Annotated in this window: 16 protein-coding genes, 1 tRNA gene and 1 pseudogene; 9 read left to right on the forward strand and 9 right to left on the reverse strand. The window is 69.4% G+C overall.

What is annotated here, in order from left to right; all coding sequences use genetic code 11:
• Positions 1-497: 497 nt before the first annotated feature.
• The 5 genes from GXY85_00005 (at position 498) to GXY85_00025 (ending at position 5,915) form a co-directional block, all read left to right on the forward strand.
• On the forward strand, positions 498-1,775 hold the full coding sequence (locus tag GXY85_00005; GenBank protein ID NLW49212.1) for an HlyC/CorC family transporter: 1,278 nt from the start codon (positions 498-500) through the stop codon (positions 1,773-1,775).
• Complete coding sequence (locus GXY85_00010; GenBank protein NLW49213.1) at positions 1,768-2,730, forward strand: DUF21 domain-containing protein; 963 nt, start codon at positions 1,768-1,770, stop codon at positions 2,728-2,730. Before GXY85_00005 ends, GXY85_00010 begins: the two co-directional genes overlap by 8 nt.
• Before the next feature lie 277 nt (positions 2,731-3,007).
• Positions 3,008-5,101 carry an elongation factor G gene (gene fusA / locus GXY85_00015; protein NLW49214.1) on the forward strand — a complete coding sequence of 698 codons (2,094 nt, stop codon included), beginning with the start codon at positions 3,008-3,010 and terminating at the stop codon, positions 5,099-5,101.
• Positions 5,102-5,186: 85 nt separating this feature from the next.
• Positions 5,187-5,618 (forward strand): Hsp20/alpha crystallin family protein, encoded by a 432-nt coding sequence (locus tag GXY85_00020; protein NLW49215.1) that lies wholly within the window; start codon positions 5,187-5,189, stop codon positions 5,616-5,618.
• A gap of 54 nt (positions 5,619-5,672) precedes the next feature.
• A complete protein-coding gene (locus GXY85_00025; protein ID NLW49216.1) occupies positions 5,673-5,915 on the forward strand; it encodes a NifU family protein in 243 nt (80 codons plus the stop codon).
• Between the two features lie 124 nt (positions 5,916-6,039).
• Here the strand turns inward: GXY85_00025 and GXY85_00030 are convergent, their stop codons facing one another.
• The 5 genes from GXY85_00030 to GXY85_00050 form a co-directional block, all read right to left on the reverse strand.
• Entirely contained in the window at positions 6,040-7,353 is a 1,314-nt protein-coding gene (locus GXY85_00030; GenBank protein ID NLW49217.1) for a hypothetical protein, read from the reverse strand.
• Between the two features lie 261 nt (positions 7,354-7,614).
• Complete coding sequence (locus GXY85_00035; GenBank protein NLW49218.1) at positions 7,615-7,920, reverse strand: hypothetical protein; 306 nt, start codon at positions 7,918-7,920, stop codon at positions 7,615-7,617.
• A 399-nt stretch (positions 7,921-8,319) separates the two neighbouring features.
• The gene (locus tag GXY85_00040; GenBank protein ID NLW49219.1) at positions 8,320-9,570 is read right to left on the reverse strand and encodes an ATP-binding protein; all 1,251 of its coding nucleotides are present in this window, start codon (positions 9,568-9,570) and stop codon (positions 8,320-8,322) included.
• A 524-nt stretch (positions 9,571-10,094) separates the two neighbouring features.
• The gene (locus tag GXY85_00045) at positions 10,095-11,489 is read right to left on the reverse strand and encodes an amidophosphoribosyltransferase (protein NLW49220.1); all 1,395 of its coding nucleotides are present in this window, start codon (positions 11,487-11,489) and stop codon (positions 10,095-10,097) included.
• A gap of 87 nt (positions 11,490-11,576) precedes the next feature.
• Positions 11,577-12,569, reverse strand: coding sequence for a hypothetical protein (locus GXY85_00050; GenBank protein ID NLW49221.1), 993 nt, complete (start codon positions 12,567-12,569; stop codon positions 11,577-11,579).
• A 288-nt stretch (positions 12,570-12,857) separates the two neighbouring features.
• Between GXY85_00050 and GXY85_00055 the strand changes: the two genes are divergently transcribed.
• From GXY85_00055 to dinB, 4 genes are all read left to right on the forward strand, one after another.
• A complete protein-coding gene (locus GXY85_00055; GenBank protein NLW49222.1) occupies positions 12,858-14,345 on the forward strand; it encodes an MATE family efflux transporter in 1,488 nt (495 codons plus the stop codon).
• Positions 14,346-14,521: 176 nt separating this feature from the next.
• Complete coding sequence (locus GXY85_00060; GenBank protein NLW49223.1) at positions 14,522-15,670, forward strand: LysM peptidoglycan-binding domain-containing protein; 1,149 nt, start codon at positions 14,522-14,524, stop codon at positions 15,668-15,670.
• Between the two features lie 100 nt (positions 15,671-15,770).
• Positions 15,771-15,861: transfer RNA gene (locus GXY85_00065), tRNA-Ser, on the forward strand.
• Between the two features lie 57 nt (positions 15,862-15,918).
• Complete coding sequence (gene dinB, locus GXY85_00070; GenBank protein NLW49224.1) at positions 15,919-17,121, forward strand: DNA polymerase IV; 1,203 nt, start codon at positions 15,919-15,921, stop codon at positions 17,119-17,121.
• Between the two features lie 16 nt (positions 17,122-17,137).
• Here the strand turns inward: dinB and GXY85_00075 are convergent, their stop codons facing one another.
• From GXY85_00075 to GXY85_00090, 4 genes and pseudogenes are all read right to left on the reverse strand, one after another.
• The gene (locus GXY85_00075; protein NLW49225.1) at positions 17,138-18,016 is read right to left on the reverse strand and encodes a hypothetical protein; all 879 of its coding nucleotides are present in this window, start codon (positions 18,014-18,016) and stop codon (positions 17,138-17,140) included.
• Between the two features lie 41 nt (positions 18,017-18,057).
• A pseudogene (locus GXY85_00080) lies at positions 18,058-19,116 on the reverse strand (aminotransferase class I/II-fold pyridoxal phosphate-dependent enzyme).
• A gap of 20 nt (positions 19,117-19,136) precedes the next feature.
• Positions 19,137-20,114, reverse strand: coding sequence for a glycosidase (locus GXY85_00085; GenBank protein ID NLW49226.1), 978 nt, complete (start codon positions 20,112-20,114; stop codon positions 19,137-19,139).
• Positions 20,115-20,157: 43 nt separating this feature from the next.
• Positions 20,158-20,997 carry a sugar phosphate isomerase/epimerase gene (locus GXY85_00090; GenBank protein NLW49227.1) on the reverse strand — a complete coding sequence of 280 codons (840 nt, stop codon included), beginning with the start codon at positions 20,995-20,997 and terminating at the stop codon, positions 20,158-20,160.
• Positions 20,998-21,054: the final 57 nt, after the last annotated feature.

Consider the following 21,054-nt stretch of genomic DNA (forward strand, 5'->3'; position numbering starts at 1 on the left):
GGCCGCGGCGAAGAGGAAGAGGAATGCCGATACGGTCCGTACGGAAGCCGACGTGCGTCCCCGATGCGTGCCTGCCATGGCCGCCCGCCCGAGAGCAAGAGGGCCGATCACCGACACATGGCACGGCGCTCCGCCGGGCAGAGGCGGCTGTTCTGCCGCCGCCGGCCCGCCGGGCTGCCGCACCCGATGCCGAAGTCCGCCACCCCGGCCCCTCCGCCCCGGGGGCACGCTTCATGTCGGTGTACTATATCCCATGGGGCGGAAGGCGGCAATTGGCTGTTTATTCAATCTCGTGTAAATATTCATTTACAAAACATCTGCATAGTGGAAGACGGCCCGGGCCGGACGGGACGCCGCGGGCGGGACGCCGCAAGCGGGGACGCTGCCGGGCGGATGTCGGGGTGCGCTTGATCCGCGGTCCCGAAGCATGTATTGTGGCATGCAAAGCCGGGGTGCGGACCGGTAGTCCGCGCGCCTTGTGCAACTGAGAGACCGCTTTGTCATCGGACGTCCCAGACCTACCTGTTCGCATCTCCGTCCTGGCGGCATGCCTTGCGCTGTCGGCCTTCTTCAGTGCGGCGGAGACGGTGCTGTTCAGCTTCCAGCCCGATGAGGTCGAGCGCAGGCGCGGGGCCGCCGGCGCCGACGGTGTCATCGCCGCACTGCGCGACCGTCCCAGGCGTCTGCTGATCACCGTCCTGTTCGGCAACATGGTGGTCAACGTGCTCTTCTACAGCGTGTCGTTCCTGCTGTTCCTGGACCTGGGGCCGACGGTGGGCCGGGGGGGCGTGCTGGCGCTGAGCGTGGCGTCTCTGTTCTGCGTCCTGCTCTTCGGGGAGGTCGTCCCGAAGAACGTGGCGGTCACGTTCTATCGCCCGTTGGGGCGGTTGATGGCCTGGCCGCTGCTGGTGCTGCAGACGGTGCTGCTTCCCATCGTGTGGCCGCTGGAGAGGGCCGCCGACGCCGTCGCCGCCGTCATCGGCGGCGGCGTCCATCCGCTGCATACGGAGGAACTGCGTCTGCTGGTGTCCCTGGGGGCTCAGGAGGGCACCGTGGAGCCGGGCCTGGGGCAGATGCTGGCGGACGTCGTGGGCCTGGGCGAGGTCTGCGTCTCGGAGCTGATGGTGCCCCGGGTCGAGATGCACGGCTTCGACGTGCGGCGCTCGCGGTCGGATCTGCTGGCGGCCTTCCGCGAGCTGCGGACCGACGTGGTGCCCGCCTACGACGGCGATCCGGAGGAGATGCTGGGCGTCCTGCACGTCAAGGACGTGTTGTTCAGCCGGCCGGAGACGTCTCCCGCTGACGTCGTGCAGCCGATTCCTTACCTGCCCGAGACGATCACGGTCGAGCGGGCGCTCGCGCAATGCCGGCGCGAGCACTGCAAGACGGCCTTCGTCGTCGATGAGCACGGCTCGGTCGTCGGGTTCGTCACCATGGAGGCGCTCCTGGAGGAGATCGTCGGCGAGATCGCGAACGAGTACACCCCCGAGGAGCCGCCGGAACTGGAATCCCTGGACGAGGGCGTCTTCCGCGTGCTGGGCGGCATGAACCTCCGGGACTGGGCCGAGGCCCTGGACGTGGAGACTCCGTCGCTGGGCGTGGACACCGTGGGCGGGCTTGTGATGGCGCTGCTGGACCGGATACCGGTCGAAGGGGACTGCGTCCGCTGGGGGGCGTTTGAACTGACGGTGGAAGCGGTGGCGGACCGACGGGCGGTCAGTCTGATCGTGCGGCAGGTGCCCGGGGGGGCTGCCGGGGGGGGCTGCGGTGCTTGAGTGGGCACTCATCGTCGCCGCCATCCTGTTCGCCGGCCTCCACAGCGGCAGCGAGACGGGCACCTACTGCGTGAACCGACTGCGCCTGCGTCTGCGCGCCGAGCAGGGGCAGGCGTCGGCGCGCGCATTGCTGGGCTTCGCGCGGCGGCCGCGCCTGGCCATCAGCGCCCTGCTGATCGGCACCAACGTGGGCAACTACGTGGCCACCGTGCTGATTGCCGGCAAGCTGAACCACGTGCTCGGGGGGGCTCACGCCGAGCTGTACAGCGGCCTGGTTGTGCCGCCGATCCTGCTGGTCTGCGCCGAGATCATCCCCAAGTCCGTCTTCCAGCACCATGCGGATGCGCTGATGTACCGCCTTGTCTGGGCGCTGCAGGTGAGCCAGCGGCTGTTCTATCCCTTCGCGTTGTTCCTGCGGTGGCTGGGGGGCCTGCCCCAGGCGCTTTTGGGGGCGGCTGCTCCGGCGGCGCGGCAGTTCTCGCGCGACGGCTTCCGGTATTACCTGCGCCAGGGCGTCGCACACGGCGTCCTGTCGCCGTTCCAGCAGACGGTGGCGGACAGGGTGCTGCACCTGAAGTCGGCCGACGTGGCCCGGGCCATGACGCCCTTGCAGGACGTCGTCATGCTGCCCGAGGACGCCTCACCGGAGCAGGTGCGGGAGGCGTTCGCCGCAAACCGCTACTCGCGCCTCCCCGTCTACAGGGGCGAGCGCGAGCGCGTCGTCGGTGTTCTGCACGTTATGGACCTGGCCCTGGGCGAGGGGGAGGGCGTCGCTGCGGTGCCGAATGACGTGTTGACCGTGCGACGGGGGACGAGCGTGGCCGACGCCCTCTGGGCGCTGCGCCGGGCGCGCCAGCAACTGGCCGTTGTGACCGACCGCGAGGACCGTGCCGTCGGCATCATCACGGTCAAGGACCTCCTGGAGCAGATCGTGGGCGATCTGGACGGCTGGTAGACGTGTGGTTCCGGGGGGGCGCGCGGAGGATTTTCCGCGCGGCGGGCGACTGTCTCTTGCGCGGGGGGCGGCGTTCGTGTAGGATAATTGTGTGGGGTATCTCTCACCTTCCGGCCGATCCGGCGGGGAAGCCCGACGATCCTCGTGTGCGCCATGCCGCAGACGCGCGTGTACCCACCCGTCGACAGCACGCGGGGATCGGATTCCACCTGACGAACGCGGCGAGACGATCTATGGGCAGGTTCGCATGAGCACCATGAGTACGACGATGGACGTGATGGAGCAGCGGGACGTCAGGCTGGCCAGGCTGCGCAACATCGGCATCATGGCCCACATCGACGCGGGCAAGACCACGGTCGCCGAGCGCATCCTGTACTACACCGGCCGCACGCACCGCATGGGCGACGTGGACGACGGCACCACGACGATGGACTGGATGGACCAGGAGCAGGAGCGCGGCATCACGATCGTCAGCGCCGCCACGACGACCGAATGGCGCGGCCATCGCATCAACCTGATCGACACGCCGGGGCACGTGGACTTCACCGTGGAGGTGGAGCGGTCTCTGCGCGTGCTGGACGGCGCTATCGGGCTCTTCTGCGCCGTCGGGGGCGTCGAGCCGCAGTCGGAGGCCGTCTGGCGGCAGGCCGAGAAGTATGGCGTGCCGACGATTGCGTTCGTGAACAAGATGGACCGGGCCGGTGCCGACTTCGAGCGCGTGGTCCGGGAGATCCGCGACCGGCTGGCCACCACGCCGGTGCCGGTGGTCATCCCTCTGTTCGAGGACGGTCATTTCGTCGGCATCCTGGACCTGATCGAGCAGAAGGCCGTCTACTACGACGACGAGGATCTGGGAGCGACCTACCGTGAGGCGGACGTGCCGGCGGACCGGGCGGCGGAGTTCGCCCGGCATCGCAACCACCTGATCCATGTCGTGAGCGAGGTGGACGAGGGTCTGTTCGAGAAGTACTGCATGGACGAGCCGGTGACGGCCGAGGAGTTGCGCGCCGCTTTGCGCAAGGCGGTGCTGGCGGGGGGCGTGGTGCCGGTGCTGTGCGGTTCGGCGTTGAAGAACAAGGGCATCCAGCGCCTGCTCGACGCCGTGGTCTACTACTTGCCGTCGCCCGCCGACCTGCCCCCGACCGTGGGCTTCTGCGAGGGCGGCGAGCCCGTGGAGCGGATGCACAGCAGCGAGGACCGTCTGGCCGCCCTGGCGTTCAAGGTGGTGAGCGACCGTCACGTGGGCAGGATGATCTACGTGCGCGTCTACTCCGGGCGGCTGACGGCGGGCACGTACGTGTACAACGCGACGAAGGACAAGCGCCAGCGCATCGGGCGCCTGATCCAGATGCACGCGCACCGGCAGGAGAAGCGGGACGTGCTCGAATGCGGTGAGATCGGCGTGGTCATCGGCCTGAACGACACGACCACCGGCGACACGCTCTGCGAGGAGGAGCACCCGATCCTGCTGGAAGCGATCGAGTTTCCCGCCCCCGTGCTTTCGGTGAGCGTCGCCCCGCGTTCCACGGCCGAGCGGGACAAGCTGGCCAACGCGCTGGCCGCCCTTGCCCAGGAAGACCCGACCTTCACCATCAACCGGAACGTCGAGACGGGCCAGACGATCATCAGCGGGATGGGCGAGCTGCACCTGGACGTGCTGATCGAGCGGCTGCGGCGCGAGTTCGGGGTCGACCCCGAGGTCGGGCCGCCGCGCGTGGCCTACCGCGAGACGATCACCCGGCCGGCCCGCATCGACCACAAGCACGTCAAGCAGACGGGCGGGCACGGGCAGTACGCGCACGTGGTGTTCGAGATCGAGCCGCTGGAGGCCGGCAAGGGATTCGAGTTCGTCAACGCCGTCACCGGCGGGCGGGTGCCGCGCGAGTACGTGCCCGCCATCGAGCGGGGCGTCCTGGAGGCGATGGCCGAGGGCGTCTACGCGCGTTCGCCCGTGGTGGACGTGCAGGTTCGGCTGGTGGACGGGTCGGCGCACGACGTGGACTCCTCGGAGTTGGCGTTCAAGACGTGCGGGCGGCAGGCGTTCCGCGAGGCGTTTCTGAGGGGCGGGCCCGTGCTTCTGGAGCCCGTCTGCGCGGTCCGCATCACCGCCTCGGAGGACCACAGCGGATCGGTGACGGGCAGCGTCTGCTCCCGTCGCGGCCGCATCACCGGGCTGGAGTCGCGCAACGAGGGCGCCGTGCAGGTCATCACAGGCATGGTGCCGTTGGGCGAGATGTTCGGCTACGCGACCGAGCTGCGAAGCCTCACGGGCGGGCGGGGCACGTTCGACATGCGGTTCGAGCACTACGAGCGCGTGCCGGCCGAGCTGGCGGAAGAGGTTGTGCGCCAGCGCCGGCAGAACGGCCAGTAGAGCGCGCCGGGCCGCCGTCCTCTCGATCCCGGCCGCAACGTGCTATAATGGCGGATGGTCGGCTTCGGAAGGGGGAGGAACGACGATGGGCGAACACGAGAGCTGGGAGCACATGCGCAAGCACCTGCGTTCGATGGCGGAGACGATCGACGGGGCCGTCCGCAAGGTCTCGCCGTTCGGGTCCGGAAAGGCACGGCCCCTGGCGGACGTCTGCGAGACGGACCGCGAGGTCGTCGTCCGGGCCGAGGTGGCCGGGGTGCCGAGAGACAACCTGTCCGTCACCCTGAAGGCGGGCGTCCTGACCATCGCGGGCAAGGAGCCTCGGACGGACGTCGCCTGCTGCCGGTGCCTGACGAACGAGCGGGGGCCGGCCGAGTTCAGCCGCGAGATCGTGCTGCCGAGTTCGGCCGATCCGGACGCCGAGCCCACAGCCACGCTGGCGGACGGCCTGCTGACCGTGCGGCTGCCCAAGGGGCCGGTGACGCATGCCCGGACGATCCGGGTCGACGTGCAGTGAGCCGGGCCGGTCGGCGGGTCCCGGCGCTCCATTCCAGTGCGAGAGGACGGATGGATGGTTGACAGAAACAAGGTGGAAGAGGTGCTGAATCAGGTGCGTGCTTCGCTTCGGGCGCACGGCGGCGACGTCCAGCTTGTGGACGTGACCGAGGACGGCGTCGTCAAGGTCGTCCTGCAGGGCGCCTGCCGCGGCTGTCCGATGGCCCAGATGACCGTCAAGCGCGGCGTGGAGGCGCAACTGAAGCAGCAGATTCCCGAGGTCAAAGAGGTCGTGTCGGTGGAAGGTCAGCCGGCGTAGCCTCCCGTCTGTGGGCGTGGCCGGGGCGGAGCATCGTCCCGGCCCCGCTCTGCTCTTCAGCGGCATATGCAGCACGGGCGGGGCTTCCTTTTCGGGCAAGCCCCGCCCGCTGTCTTCGTGGCGCCTACTTGCGGATGTAGGGCGACTGTGCGATGGACGCGGGCACCGGCACGGTCTGGAAGCGCATGGTCGAGTAGTGGGGCAGCGCGACCGGCCCGCCGATGACGTCGATGTACTCGTCGACGAACGCCTGCGTGGGGCCGTGGATGCCGTCGATGTACTCGAGCGGCACCTTGCGGTCCTTGGCCGCGATGTTGGCCAGGTCCGTCAGCGCGGTGCCGGTGACGCATCCGGAGCGCTGCAGGACGACGGACTTCTTCGTCTCGCCGTCCAGCATGGCCTGCACGGCGCGGAAGCCCACCTTGTAGGCCTCGCTGGCGTCGACGGCCGACATCATGCAGCTTCGCTGGATGTGCTGGGGGTTCAGGGTGCAGTCCTTCACCTTGCCCGGCACGGCGGCGACCTTCAGCTCCCCGCTGATGAGTTCGGAGAGGAACACGGCGGGGGAGAAGGAGCTTGCGCGGCCGTGCTGGATGTTGCCGTGCGCGTCGTAGGATATCTCCTTGGCGAAGACCTCGGCGATGCTCTTGCCCGAATCGCGGTCGGTCAGGTCTTCCTGCACGACGACGGCGGCCCGGCCGACGCGGGTGAGGACCTCCTCGATCGCGGCCAGGAACTCGCCCGTGTCGAAGGGGACCTCCTTGCACAGGATGATGTGCGGGGCGCGGTCGGGGCGCATGTCGCCCTTGGGATCGACGCGGGCGAAGGCGGTGGCCTGAGCCAGCCAGCCGGCCTTGCGGCCCATCACCTGGTAGACGACGACGGGCGCCACGTCGAGCCCGCGGACCACGCCCCCGTCGCGCTCGAAGCTGCCCATCACGCCGTAGGAGAAGAAGTCGTTGCACACGTTCTTCAGCGCCGTGGCGTTGTAGAGCGCGGCCGAGCCCCAACCGGGGCAGTGGTGCGTGGCCGGCAGGTCGTTGTCGACCGTCTTGATGGCGTGGATGGCCCGGACGCCGCTGACCGCCGTGAGACCGAGTATCTGGTCCGCGCTGTCGTTGCCGCCGGTGTAGACGACGCCGTCGACGCCCAGGGCCTCCAGGTTCTCGGCGATCTTCCTGTACTGCGCCTCCTTGGGCTTGATGCGCGTCGTGCCCAGCCCGGCGCCGGGGCCGTTGAAGACGAACGACGTCGGATCCATCGGCGTCAGGTCGACGACGTTGCCCTCGATGTCGGCGTTGAGCAGTCCTTCGAGGCCGTTCTTCATGCCGTAGATCTCGATGCCGGCCTGCTGGGCCGCGTCGATGGCCCCCGCGACTTCCCAGTCGATCACGGGTGTCGGCCCGCCCGACTCGCCGATGATGACCCGTTTGACCATAAGAGCTTCCTCCGTGTGATGATGGCTTGCGGTGACGGGACGGACCCGAATCCCGGTCCAGGCGGGCCATGATACCGAACGCGCCGGGCACGCGCAACGGCGCACGGCGCGGGGAGCCCCCTCAGGCCGCCTGAGCGGCCTTCAGGACGACACACCACGCGGCCGGGCCGCCGAGGCCGGCATCGTCCATGACAGAGGCTCCGCGGTACTCGCCGAATGGGTGGCGGGGCCGCGCGTCCGGCGGCGCCGAAGGGGGCGGAATCAGGGAGCGTTGGACATCCCCCGCACGGTCATCAGGTCCAGTCGAAGCAGTTCGCGGCTGCGCGGCTCCATGTTCTTCTCCTGCAGGCTCTCCTGCAGCAACCGGATGGCCATCTCGTCATCTGCCGTGGCGTCGGCTGCGGACTCGACCAGCATCCGGACAAAGCTCTCGTTGTGCAGCGCGCCGGAGCGGCCGCGGACCGGCTTTCCCAGCCTTCTGAGCCGTTTCTGAAAGCCGTCCTCGACCTTTGTCTTCAGCGCCTGCACGTCGTCATCGTGCGTCTCGCCGGTCAGATCCCCTGGCATGTCTTCCGCCCTCCGAACAACGGCGTGGTCGTTGCCGGCCGCGTCTGGCCTGCCCCCGCCACGGATCAGTCGCTCGGGGCAAGCCGGGCCGAACCGGACTGCCCTCGGCCCGCTGGCCCCCGCTCAAGTACCCTAAACGTCGGGAGCCGCACGTGTCAAGGCGCTTTCCGGCTCCAGCCGGGGCATCACGGCGGGGCGCGGGGCAGCCGCGTGCAGCGAACGGCGAGATCCTTCGCGCCCTCAGTCGGGGCGCTCAGGATGACATTCGGGGGGGGCGGGGGCGGGGGCTGCGCCCCAGAGAGTGGAAAGTAGAGAGGAGAGAGGAGATAGGCAACAAACGGCGCACAGCAGCCGGCCCAGGCGGGGTGGGGTGGCTGTCGACACTTGGCGGCTGCCTGGTCAGCCTTGGGCGAGCAGCCACTTCCAGAGCGGCACGAACCGTACGCGTCCGCTCCGGCCGAACCATGCCGCCTCCTCCTCGCCTTCCGCATCCTCGGTCAGCACCAGCAGTTGGCGGCAGCGCAGTTGCTCAGAGCACTTGAGCAATGCGCGGACTTCGCGCGCCTTCGTCTTCGGCTCCTCGACGCCGGCGCAGACCTGAATGAGCTGGGTCACCCGCGGCCCCTCTTTGACCACGAAGTCGACTTCTTCGTTTTCGCCATTCTTCCAGTAGTAGAGTTCAAGCTTGCCCTCCATCTCCCGCTTGCGGAGGGCGACGGCGACGACGTTCTCGTATAGCTGGCCGGTCTGGGCGCTGAAACGAAACGAGGTCGAGGTGACCAGCCCGGGGTCGATGCAGTACGCCTTCCGGTTGGCGCGAGCCTGTTGTCGCACCTTGAACGAGAAGCGCTTGACGCGGAAGAAGAGGAAGGCCTCCTCCAGGTGCTGGAAGTACTTCTCAGCCGTATGAACGCTTCGCAGCCTGGTGGTCTTGACCAGGCGGTTCGGATTGCATTCCTGGGCCACGTTCGCCATCAGGTAGGCGGCCAGATCCTCCAGGCCCTGCGGCGCACGTATGCGGTGTCGCACAAGGATGTCCTTGTAGAGTATGGCGCGCAGGAGGGTCGTAAGGTACTGGGCTCGGCCGATCGGTTTCAGGAGCGGTTCAGGATAGCCGCCGACCTCGACGTAGTTCCGGAAAGCCTCCGCCGTTTCGGCGGCTGTCAGTTCCCTGCCCAGTGACCGGACGTACTCGCCGAACGAGAAGGGGAAGAGGACGATCCGGACGTGCCGGCCGGTCAGGTGCGTGGCGAGCTCTGAACTGAGCAGGTGGGCATTGCTGCCGGTGATGGTCAGGCGGTATCCCTGGCGCTGAAGCCGATTGACGAGGAGTTCCCACTTCGGCAGGTTCTGCACCTCATCCAGGAGCAGGTGCCGGGGGCTGTCGTAAAGACCGTCCAGGGCCGAAACGACCTTGTCGTAGTCCTCGACGGCGGTTAGCCGCTCGTCGTCGAAGTTGACGTAGCCGAAGCGGCCCAGTTCCCGGACCATGTGCATGGCGAAGAACGACTTGCCGGCCCGGCGGGGGCCCATTATCACCTTGATGAGATCATGTGCGACTCTGTCTGGTTCAAACGCCCTCACGACGTAGGGTTCCTGAAGGCGCTGTTCGACCTCACGCTTCTGAAGCAGCAGTGCCTCGCGGACCATGTGACACCGCTCCTGCAATCGGAAAGGTGTAATGCATAAAAACTGGCACTTTTCATGCATTATAACCGCACATACGCCCCGAGACAAGGCTGGAATGGCCGCCTCGATCCGCCGGGGCAGGCCCCGGCCCGAGCGAGCTTCCCCCCCTTGCTGGCCAGATTCAGCCCCAACAGGGCGTTCTGTTTGCCTCGTAATGCATAAAAGTGGCTGTGTTTGCGCATCAAAGCGTCACCGGTCGGGGAAGAACGCCGCGTGCGGCGATGTCCTTCGTGCCTCGGGGGCCGCTCATGATGGCATTCCGGGGGCGATGGAGCGGCAAATCCCGGCAAGACGACGGCGGGGTGACGCGAAGGCGCGATGACGCAGAGGACGGCATGGAGGACGGCAACGACGAACGGCTTTGGCCACAGATAACGCACTGATCTACACTGATACGGCAGGCGACAACGGCCTTCTTCTGCGGGTCGCCCTGGCCACATACGGCGCGCACAGCCGGGGCCTGCCCGACGGGGCGGGGCTGCGTGTCAGTCGGGGCGGCCGTTCCAGCAGTGGGTGCACAGGTCGCAGGCGGGCAGGCCGATGGCCTCGATCATCTCCTCCAGCGTCAGGTATACGAGGCTGGTGGCCTTGACGTCGCGGCAGATCCACTGGACCATCTGGCGGTACTGCTCGGTCGATTCGTCCAGGTAGGGGGCGACGTCCTGGGGGTCGCTGCCTTCCAGTGCCCGGATGGCGCGGCGCGCGGCCAGTTCGTCGTGCGTGCGCGTGGAGAGGTTGTAGAGGCAGGGGAACATCAGCGGGGGGCAGGCGACGCGCACGTGGATCTCGGCGGCGCCGGCGTCCCAGAGCTTCCCCAGCGTCAGGTTCCGCAGTTGGGTGCCGCGCACGACCGAGTCCTCGCACAGGACGATGCGGTTGTTGCGGACGATGTCCTCGATGGCGATGAGTTTCATGCGGGCGATCTGGTCGCGCACTTCCTGGCTGGGCGGCGTGTAGCTGCGTCCGTAGCCGGGGGAGTATTTGACCAGGGCGCGCCGCAGCGGCAGCCTGCTCTCCATGGCGTAGCCGACCGCATGGCCCGTGCCGCTGTCGGGCACGCCGGAGGTCAGGTCGGCCTGGACATCGTCCTTGCGCGCCAGTGCCCGGCCGCAGCGTTCACGGACGGTCTCGACCGAGACGCCCTCGTAGCTGGACGCCGGGTAGCCGGTGTAGATCCACAGGAACGAGCAGACCTTGCGGCCGCCGGCCGGGGCGGCGGCCTGCCGCGTGCCTTCGGGGGTGATGAACACGATCTCGCCCGGCTGCATGTACTTGCGCACCTGGTAGCCGAGGTTTGGGAAGGCGCACGTCTCGCTGGCGATGGCGGTTGCGCCGTCGCGTTCGCCGACGACCAGCGGCAGCCGTGCATGGCCGTCGGAGCCGGCGAAGATGCCGTCGCGCGTCATCGCCATGAGGGAGATGGAGCCTTCGATCCGGCGGAACGCCGTCTGGATGCCTTCGACGACGTCGGCGCCGCGGGCGATGATCTTGGCGACCAGTTCGGTCTGGTTGACCTGCCCCTCCTCGATCTCGCTGAGGGTGATGCCTTCCTCGATGAGTTCGCGGGCGAGGGCGCGCCGGTTGGCCACGAGGCCGGCCGTGACGACGGCGCAGGTGCCGAAGCGCGTTTCCATCACAATCGGCTGCGGGTCCGAATCGCTGACCACCCCGAGCCCCATCGAGCCACTGTAGGCCCGGTAGAAGCTGTCGAAGAGGTTCTTGAACTGCCCGTTGGCCATGCGGTGGATGGCCCGGTGCAGGCGGTTCTCCTGGATGACCAGCCCGCCGAATTCCGTGCCCAGGTGGGAATGGTAGTCGGTGCCGTAGAAGAGGTCGTCCATGCAGTCCGAACGCGAGACGACGCCGAAGATGCCGCTCATCAGTCGCTCCGGTTCCAATCGTTGCGGGGTGGAGGGCGTGAGTATAGCCGAACGCGCGACCGGCGGCCACGGCCGGTTCGGCGCCGGTCACCATTCCCAGTCGACTGTGAACTCCTGCATCCGGGCCTCGCACGGGGGGCCGTGCCCGATCAGGATCCGCTTGCCGGTGCAGTCGAAGAGCACGCACGCCAGCGTCCGCCCGTCGCGGTGGCGGCAGAAGCCCCGCTCGTGCGACGACAGGGCGGCGCGGACGTCGTCCAGCGTGTGCAGCTCGCCGCAGACCTCCTGCGCCCGGGCGGACCGCCCGAAGGTGTTCGACGACTCCGGGGCGGCCTCGTGCCTCAGCATCGGCGGGTGCAGGTAGTTGTTGCAGTGGTAGTCGTTCGTTTCGACCTTGCGGACGCTCATGGCCGTGGCCGAGGTCTCGATGCTCACGGTCCGATCGCCCCGGACCAGCAGGAAATGCTCTCCCTGCGCCCGGTGGGCGGCTGCCAGGAGTTCGACTCCGTCGTCGATGCTGCGGGCGTCCAGCACACGCCGGCAGAACACACGCTTCGGCTCGCCGATGCGGGCGTCGGCGCAGGTGAGGGCGTTGCAGGCGGAGACCACGCCGTGCGAGTTGACGAACGGCGCGTGCCCGGGCAGGCTGCCGACGTAGCAGAGCGCCAGCACGGACAGTCCGGACGGATAGGCGGCCCGGAGCACGAACACGTCGTCCTCCCGGCGCCCGTCCTCGTTGTGGCCGATCAGCAGCCGTTCCTCGTTCTTGACGACGAACGTGCTGCAGGCGTCGGGCTCGGGCCGAGGGCGCTCCAGCTCGACGACCTGGATGCGGGCCAGGGCGTCGAACGGAAGCCCCGCGCCGTCGGCCAGGCCGCGCAGTTCGTCCAGGATGAAGGGGTACTGCTCGACGTGCGCCATGTACCGGGCGAGGGCGTCGGCCGCATCGGGACCATCGTCGGCGGTCCGGCGCAGAGTCCCCGCCAGGACGTGGATCTGCTCACGCGTCTGCCGTCCGATCTCCAGGCCGATCTCGTAGTGGCTTCCGACGGCTTCGATCGTCTGCAGCGGGCCGGCCATGTCGCGACTCCCGGGAGGGACCGGATCGGCGGGTCGGTGCGCGCCGGCCGGTCCCGCAGCGACCGGCCGCCCCCGCCACCGAGTTCATTATGGGGGTGCGCTCTCGGGGAGTCAACACGCTGAGCATCCTCCCTCGCCGCGTCTTTCTGCGGCCTCGTCGGGTTTTCCGTTTCCCGTCCCGCCGGTTCGTGGTATACTCGGAATGTCAGGGAGATTCCGTCCCCACCGCGTGCGCCAGCACAGCTTGAGGATGCACAGCCTGTCTCTTTCCGCCGTCGAGCGCACGCCATGGCACGCCAACCAGCCAACCCAAGGGTCGACCAGGATCTGACTTCGCGTCCGCTGTCGCGTTCGCTGCTGCGCCTGGCGCTGCCCCTGGCGTTCGGGCAGGTGCTCCACGCCCTCTACGCGATGGTCGATGCGTTCTGGCTGGGGCGCGAGAACACTGTCTCACTGGCGGCCGTCGGGGCGTCCACGCCCGTCCACTTCATCACGGTGGCGTTCGGGATGGGGTTCGCGAACGCGGGCACTGCGCTGGTGGCCCAGTTCACTGGGGCGAGGCTCTACCGCCGGGCGGAACAGGCGGCCGCGCAGACCATCCTCGTGCTGTGCGGCATCGTGCTGTCCGCCTCGGTCCTGATGCAGGTTCTGCTGCCGCAGGTGCTTGGGTGGCTGCAGGTGCCCGAAGACGTGCGGCCGGCGGCGGCCGCCTACCTGCGGATCATCCTGGCGGCCATGCCCATCAGCGCGTTCACCATGGCCTACGGCGGCGTGCTGCGGGCCGTGGGGGACACGCTGACGGTCATCGTGATCATCGGCATCGGCAACCTCGTCAACGCGGTCCTGGACCCCGTGCTGATCTTCGGGTGGTTGGGCCTGCCGCGGATGGGCGTGCAGGGGGCGGCGGCGGCGACGGCGCTCTGCCAGGTCGGCTCGGCGATCGCCTGCTTCGTCTGCCTGCGGCGTGGGCGTGCCGGGCTGGCCATCCGGCGGACTGACTGGAAGCCGGACTGGCCGCTGATCGGCAAGACGCTGCGCGTCGGCCTGCCGGCGGCCGCCAGCGGCAGCAGCACGTCCATCGGTTTCGCCGTGCAGCAGTCCATGGTCAACACGTTCGGCAAGGTGGTGATGGGGGCTTACACCACGGGTTTCCGCATCATCCACGTGCTGGACGCGCCGACGCAGGCGATGGTGGGCGCCACGGCGCCGGTGGTGGGGCAGGCCCTGGGCGCGGGCAAGCCGGAACTGGCGCGCAAGGCGGCCTGGACGAGCACCCTGTGGGTGGCGGCCATCATGTTCCTGCCGCTGGCGTTCCTGACGTGGAAGGGCCACTGGGTGGCTACGAAGCTGGTGCCGCCTGACGTGGCGGACGAACTGGGCCGGTTCTTCCTGTTCATGCCGTTGTCGACGTACTTCTTCGGTGTTCTGTCCGTGCTGACGGCGGCGTTCATCGGCTCCGGACACACCACGCCCATCATGTTCCTGCACATTGCGCGTCTGTGGGCGCTGCGCATTCCGCTGGTCTGGCTGTTCGCGCTCAAGCTGGCGATGGGGAGCGTGGGGATCTACGTCGGTCTGGCGGCGGCCAACATCACGTCGGCCGCCCTGGGGCTGGCCATGTTCCTGTTGATCAAGTGGGAGACGGCCGTCGTCCCCGTCACGCAGCCGGACGCTGAGGCGGAGGAGGCGGGAGAGATCGTGGAGTTCGAGGCCGCTTCGCAGGGCGGCGGGGAGGGCGCGGCCGCGGCCGCCACCGACCGACAGGCCGCCACCTGAGGTGCGCCGGGGCGGTCCCGGCCGGGGCAGGGGGCGGCGCACTGCGGGCGCTTTCAATGGTCCATCGGACGGGCGGCCTGCCTGGCCGTTGCCTTTGCCCTCGGCGTATGCGTACTATGGGAGTCAAAGGGCGGCGGGCGCCGCATGCCGATGGTGTGTGTGGACGGGAGACCGGGATGAGAGTTGGATTTCTTGGCAGGGTGAAGAGCGCACTGGTACTCGCGGTCGTCCTCTGGGCGACCCAGGGCTGTGCCAGCCCGGGCGACTACTTCAGTCACCGGGTCCAGGACTTCCTCGAGATGGCCGACTTCGGCCTTACGTTCACAACGGAGCCGTCCATCGGGTTGTACTGGAACAGCCTCGATGCGCTCGTGGCGGGCTACTCGAACATCGACGGGCATTTCGTCGGCTTCGGCGGCGGCCAGTTGGGCATGACGCGCGTCTACAGCAACTGCTACGGCTTCATCGTCTCGAAGGAACGCGTGGGCTGGGGCGAGTTCGACAAGTACGACGACAGCACGCTGTTCATACGCCACGGGGGGCTGGGCGGTTTTGCGTCCCTCGCGACCGGCGGCGGGCCGGAGTACACGCCGGCGTGCGTCCACTTCGCGCCGCACATCGGCTACGTGGGGTTCGTCTGGAACGCCCGGTATACCGAGATGCTGGACTTTTTCCTCGGGTTCTTCCTGATCGATCTGGCCGGTGACGACGGGAAGAAGCACGGGAGCTGGCCGTGGCAGCGTACCGGATGGGGTCGGGAGGAGCCGTCCCCCGTGGCCCCGCCGGCGTGGAGGAACCCGGCGGCCATCCGGCCGGTGGCCGCACCGACACCCGTGACGCCCCCCGAGCCCGAGCCGGAGACGGCCGCCCCGGTCCGGCGTCCGACAAGGCCGGTGCCCGCGCAGGATGCGCCTGCCGCCGCGACGGACCTCCCCCCGGTCTCCGAGGGCGGGGAGGCGGGACGCTTCGAGGGCGAGTCCGCCCTGGGGCCCTGGATGAAACGCAGGGAGTCCGCCGAGGACGTCCCGACGACGGACGCGGCCGCCCCGACGGACGCGGCCGCCCCGACGGACGCGGCCGCCCCGACGGCGCCGGCCGCCGCCACGGCGCCGGCCGAGGTCGGACCCGCCCCGGAGCCGCCCGTGGCCATGCCGTTGCCCAGGGTGGAGCGCCGGCATACCGTTCAGCCCGGCGACACCCTCTACAGCCTGGCCGTCCGGTACTACGGCGACGGCAACCGGTGGCGCGATATTCAGGCCGCCAATGCGGATCTGGTGTCGGACGAGCGGGTGCTGCGCGTCGGCACCGTGCTGGCGATCCCGTGAACGCCTGCCTTGCCCGAGGCGCCGGGGCGCGCGGAGTGCCCTGAGCCGTCCCCTGCGCGGTCAGTTGGCATCCCGCCCGCCGGCGTGTATACTTGTCTCCGGAGAGGTGCCGGAGCGGTCGAACGGGGCGGTTTCGAAAACCGCTGTGCCCGTCAAGGGCACCGGGGGTTCGAATCCCCCCCTCTCCGCCACGCATCCTCGACGCACGCGCCTGCACCGCCCGCCGACCGATCCGCAGGGGACGGACCATGAGCGGCGAACGCGTCATCGTGCACGTGGACATGGACGCCTTCTTCGCGGCCATCGAGCAGCGCGACGACCCCTCGCTGGCCGGCAAGCCCGTCGTCGTCGGGGCCGATCCGATGGGCGGAAAGGGGCGGGGCGTCGTCTCCACCTGCTCGTACGAGGCGCGCCGGTTCGGCATCCATAGCGCCCAGCCGATCAGCCAGGCCTACCGTTGCTGCCCCAACGCCGTGTTCCTGCCCGGGGACGGAGCGAAGTACTCGCGCGAGTCGAGGCGGATACGGGGCATCTTCGAGCAGTTCACGCCGCTGGTCGAGCCCGTCAGCGTGGACGAGGCATACCTGGACGTGACCGGTTCGCTGCGTCTGTTCGGCGGCAAGCGTGCGCTGGTCCAGCAGCTCCGAGAGCGGATTCGCAGCGAGACGGGCCTGACGGCGTCCCTGGGCGTGGCGACCGGCAAGCTGGTGGCCAAGATCGCCTCGGACCTGGAGAAGCCGCACGGGCTGGTGATCGTCGAGCCGGGTCGGGAGGCGGAGTTCCTCGCGCCTCTGGAGGTGCGGCGTCTGCCGGGCGTGGGGCCGAAGATGCACGCGGCGCTCGCGCGCCTCGGGATTCGGACGATCGGCGACCTGGCGGCCGTGCCCCGGCGGGAACTCATCCGCGGGTTCGGCGAATGGGGGGCCGAACTCCACCGCAAGGCGCACGGCGTGGACGCTGCCCCGGTGCAGGCTCCGGAGGCGGCCAAGTCGGTCGGGCACGAGCACACCTTCGCCGAGGACACGACCGACCGCGAGCGGATCCTGCGCATGCTGAGCGACCTGTGCGAGCGCGTGGCATGGCGCGTGCGGGAAGCTGGCCGTGGCGGCGGACGGGTCGTCACCACGAAGGTCCGGTTCGAGGACTTCACAACCAGGACGCGCCGGCAGACGCTGCCGGAGCCGGTCGATGAGGCGACGGCGCTCTACGAGGCCGCCCTCCGCAACCTGGATGCCGTGGGCGGCGCAGGGCGCAAGGTGCGCCTGATCGGCGTGCAGGTCTCGGGGTTCGCGCCGGGGCGGGCCGAGCAGACGCGCCTGTTTGACGACGCCGCCGCCCGTGACGTCCGCCTGCGCCTGGCGCGTGCCGAGGACGCCGTCAAGGGGCGATTCGGGCAGAACGCCCTGCGACGCGGCACCTCCCTGGGGCGTCCGGACCGCGAGGGCACGTAGGCGGCGATCCCGGCGCCTATCCGTACACCATCACCACGATCAGGCCGGCGATGATCGCCGCCGTGGCCGGCACCCGCACCGCCCGGCCGCGCTCCTTGTAGAAGGCGAACGCCACCACGACGCCGATCGCGATGCTGAACTGCCGGAGCGCCAGCAGGTAGGCCGTATGGGTGGAGAGCTGGAACGCCCAGAGCACCAGCCAGTACGAGGCGAACCCCAGGACGGCGGCCAGGGCCGGCCGGCCCCATCCCACGGCAGGCGGCCCGGGCGTGCGGCGGTCGAAGGCGGCCTGCAGGAGCAGGTAGGAGATGCCGCCCATGCCGTAGAAGCCGGAGCAGTAGAGGGCCGCGCTGCCCGGCCCCCGCATGACGGCCTCCGCCCCGACCTTGTCGACCATGGTGAAGGCGACGACGGCCGCGGCTGTCAGCAGCATCCAGAGCATGTCGCGGCCGACGTAGCGCCGCAGGTTGAAGCCGCTGTAGGAGTGCTGGGGCGCCAGGGCGCAGCCGGCCACGACCATCAGCAGGCCGGCCCAGCCCGCGGGGGTGGGGTGGCGGCCCCGCAGCATGTCCAGACCCGCCACCGCCAGCACGGGCAGGGCGCGCGCCACGGGATAGACGATCGAGAAGTCCGCCGCGCCGTATGCCAGCGCGAGGAAGCGGAAGTAGGCCCCGGCGATCAGCCCCGAGGCCGTCATGCACAGGAGGGCCTTCGGCGGCAGCGACTGCGAAAGCAGCAGGGCGGTGGCTGCGGCCGCCGCGCACAGGGGGATGGACACCGAGAGCATGCGCCGGAAGAACGTCGCTTCGCTTCCCCTGTGCGCGCGCGCCAGCAGGTTCCACTGGGCGTGCGCGAAGCACGAGAGGATGATCAGCATGGCCGACTGAGGCGACATGGCTCTTCCCCGGAGGGCGACGCGGAGGACCGCCGGGCCGCTCAGGCGCAGTGGGCGCGGAAGACGGCGATCGCTCGGTCGATGTCGTCCGCCGTGATGCCGATGTGGGTGACGGCTCGCACGGGGTTGGTCTCGTGCCCTCCGACCAGCAGCCGGCCGCCTCGGAGGGCCTCGCAGAACTCGGCGGGCTCCCGCGGGGGGAGCACGTCGAAGTAGACCATGTTCGTCTCCGGGCGGTCGTAGACGAGCCGGATGCCCGGCAGGTCGCGGATGCCGTCCGCCAGGCGGCGCGCGTTCGCGTGGTCCTCGGCCAGCCGGTCGATGTTGTGTTCGAGGGCGTAGATGCCGGCTGCCGCCAGATAGCCGATCTGACGCATGGCCCCGCCGAACATGTGACGCAGCCAGCGGACGCGTTCGATGAACTCGCGACTGCCGGCGATCATCGAGCCGACCGGGCAGCCCAGGGACTTGGAGAGGCAGAAGGTGACCGAGTCCAGGTGGCGCGCGTAGTCGGCCGGCGTGCAGCCGGCGGCCACGCAGGCGTCGAACAGGCGGGCGCCGTCCATGTGCAGGCGCAGGCCCTCCCGGCGGCAGACGCGGGAGATGGCCTCGACCGTCTCCACGGGATAGACGGAGCCGCCGCCCCGGTTGTGGGTGTTCTCCAGGACGACCAGCCGCGACCGGCAGTGGTGGAGGTCCGCCGGCTGCACGGCGGGGCGGATCTGCTCCGGCCGGATGATGCCGCGGTCGGCGTGGATCAGGCGCACGCCGACGCCGGCCAGCGCGGCGTAGCCGCCCGTCTCCCACTGGTACGTGTGCGAGGTGCCCTCCAGGATGATCTCGTCGCCCGGCTGCGTGAGCGCCCGGATGCTCAGCAGGTTGCCCATGGTGCCGGAGGTCACGAAGAGGGCGGCCTCCATGCCGCACATCTCCGCCACCATCGCCTACAGGCGGTTGGCCGTGGGGTCCTCGCCGTAGACGTCGTCGCCCACGTCGGCCCTGCGCATGGCGTCGAGCATCTCGGGCGTGGGCAGGCTGACGGTGTCGCTGCGCAGGTCGATGGGGCCGTCGGATACGGCGGACGTCCTTCGGGAAGGCATTCGGGGGGACTCCTGTCGGCTCAGGGATCGCCGTCCGGCCGGCGGCCGTGCGTCTCCAGCCAGTCCAGCAGCATGGTGACGCGTGAGGTGGCCACGCACAGGGACGTATCCGCTGCGCCGTAGTAGAGGTGCAGTCCGTCGCCGTCCTCGCCGACGACGGCGCCGCAGGGGAAGACCACGTCGGGCACGTCGCCGACGCGTTCGTAGGGCTCCTCGGCGCCGAAGACCCATTCCTCGCCGCGCAGGAGCACGCGCAGCGGGTCGTCCCGGTCCAGCAGGGCCAGCCCCAGCCGGTAGAGGGACCCGGCGGCCGTCACGCGCACGCCGTGATAGAGGATGAGCCAGCCGCGCTCGGTCTCGATGGGCGGCGTGGACAGCCCGATCTTGCCGGCGTCCCACCAGGCGCCGCGGCGCGCCTCCATGAGGATCGTGTGGTCTCCCCAGTGCTTCAGGTCGGGCGAGAACGACAGCCAGACATGGGCCTCGCGGTCGGGGGAGGTCGGTCGATGGACCATGGCCCAGCGCCCGCCGAAGCGGCAGGGGAACAGTGCGGCGTCCTTGTCGTCGGGCGGGAAGACCATGCCGCTGCGGCGGAAGGTGTGGAAGTCGTGCGTGAAGGCGAGCGACACGCCCGGGCCGCCGCGGGAGTACGCCGTGTAGGCCACGGCGTACTCCCCGCGTTCACTCAGGAACGTGATCCGCGGGTCTTCGAGGCCCCAGACCTCCTCGGGATGGCCCCGCGGATCGGGCGACATGGTCGGAGCGGGGTCGATGCGCCAGTCGGTGAGCCCGTCGGCCGAGCGTGCGGCGCAGAGGTGCGAGAGGCCGCGCATGTCCTCGGCACGGGCCAGCAGCAGCACCTCGCCGGAGTCCAGCCGCACGGCGCCCGCGTTGAACACGCTGTGGACGCGGTACGGCCAGTCATGGGCGCTCAGGATGGGGTTGCCATCGTAGCGCCGGAACAGGTCGGGCGAATGCCGTCGGCGGGCCGTGTCCATGTGTCTGCACCCTCCCTGTACGGCCGGCGGTGCCGGCCCGGCCTCAGCCCTGCACGATCCGGTTCCAGTAGGCCAGGTCCTTCTTCGTCTGGGCGGCCACCTGTTCCACGCTCAGGTCGAGCCAACTGTGCTCGCCCTGGTATTCGGAGTGGAAGGAGACGGGGCCCTGGAAGTCGATGGCCTTCAGGCACTGGACGAACAGCGGCCAGTCGACCGGTCCCGCGTCGAACGGCACGGTCAGCCAGAACCACCCCTTGTGGGGCGCGTCGGCGCTGCCGGTGCGGAAGAAGGCCAGGTCCTTGACGGCGACCATGATCAGGCGGTCCGAGACGAGGTCCAGGCCCATCAGCCAGCCGCCCTCGCCGCCCTCGAGGGTGCAGTGGCCGGCATCGTAGTAGACGCCGATCGCCTCGGGGTCGCAGTCTTCGATGATGCGCATGACGAACTCGGCGTTGCAGCCCATGTAGTGGCCGGAATGGGTGTGGAAGCCGGCGCGGACGCCGTTCTCCTTGAGCAGGGGAGCCAGGTCGTTCAGCGAGGCGCGGATCTCCGCCTCCTGCGCCTTCAGGTGCCCGAACCCCTTGTAGTGCCAGTAGCCGAGCTTGACGTAGCCGACGCCGGCCCGGCCGGCCGCCTCGATGATGGCCTGCGTGTTGGGCTGGTCGACGCTCAGGATGGACGTCGTGAGCATGGTGACCTTGACGTCGTGCCGGGCCAGGGCCGCCTGGACGGCCGGCAGTTCGTCGGCCACCCGGTCCGGTTCCACGTGTCCGCCGCGCCGGACCGTCAGGTCCACGCCCGGAACGCCCAGTTCCTTCATCGCCTTTCCCAGGCCGTCGGCATCGAGACTCTGAAAGTGCTTGCTGAATACGCAGACGTCCATGTCTGACCCCTTGCCGCGTTAAAGAGGAAGCGGAAACCGATCCTGCCGCACCGGCCA

This window comes from Candidatus Brocadiaceae bacterium (assembly GCA_012728835.1).
Lineage (GTDB): Bacteria > Planctomycetota > Brocadiia > SM23-32 > SM23-32 > JAAYEJ01.

Coding starts and splice junctions, on each gene's coding strand:
- GXY85_00025 (NLW49216.1), top strand. CDS start 5,673: ATGGTTGACAGAAACAAGGTGGAAGAGGTGCTGAATCAGGTGCGTGCT.
- GXY85_00075 (NLW49225.1), bottom strand. CDS start 18,016: ATGTCGCCTCAGTCGGCCATGCTGATCATCCTCTCGTGCTTCGCGCAC.
- GXY85_00085 (NLW49226.1), bottom strand. CDS start 20,114: ATGGACACGGCCCGCCGACGGCATTCGCCCGACCTGTTCCGGCGCTAC.
- GXY85_00045 (NLW49220.1), bottom strand. CDS start 11,489: ATGAGCGGCATCTTCGGCGTCGTCTCGCGTTCGGACTGCATGGACGAC.
- GXY85_00040 (NLW49219.1), bottom strand. CDS start 9,570: ATGGTCCGCGAGGCACTGCTGCTTCAGAAGCGTGAGGTCGAACAGCGC.
- GXY85_00035 (NLW49218.1), bottom strand. CDS start 7,920: ATGCCAGGGGATCTGACCGGCGAGACGCACGATGACGACGTGCAGGCG.
- dinB (NLW49224.1), top strand. CDS start 15,919: ATGAGCGGCGAACGCGTCATCGTGCACGTGGACATGGACGCCTTCTTC.
- GXY85_00055 (NLW49222.1), top strand. CDS start 12,858: ATGGCACGCCAACCAGCCAACCCAAGGGTCGACCAGGATCTGACTTCG.
- GXY85_00030 (NLW49217.1), bottom strand. CDS start 7,353: ATGGTCAAACGGGTCATCATCGGCGAGTCGGGCGGGCCGACACCCGTG.
- fusA (NLW49214.1), top strand. CDS start 3,008: ATGGAGCAGCGGGACGTCAGGCTGGCCAGGCTGCGCAACATCGGCATC.
- GXY85_00060 (NLW49223.1), top strand. CDS start 14,522: ATGAGAGTTGGATTTCTTGGCAGGGTGAAGAGCGCACTGGTACTCGCG.
- GXY85_00050 (NLW49221.1), bottom strand. CDS start 12,569: ATGGCCGGCCCGCTGCAGACGATCGAAGCCGTCGGAAGCCACTACGAG.
- GXY85_00020 (NLW49215.1), top strand. CDS start 5,187: ATGGGCGAACACGAGAGCTGGGAGCACATGCGCAAGCACCTGCGTTCG.
- GXY85_00090 (NLW49227.1), bottom strand. CDS start 20,997: ATGGACGTCTGCGTATTCAGCAAGCACTTTCAGAGTCTCGATGCCGAC.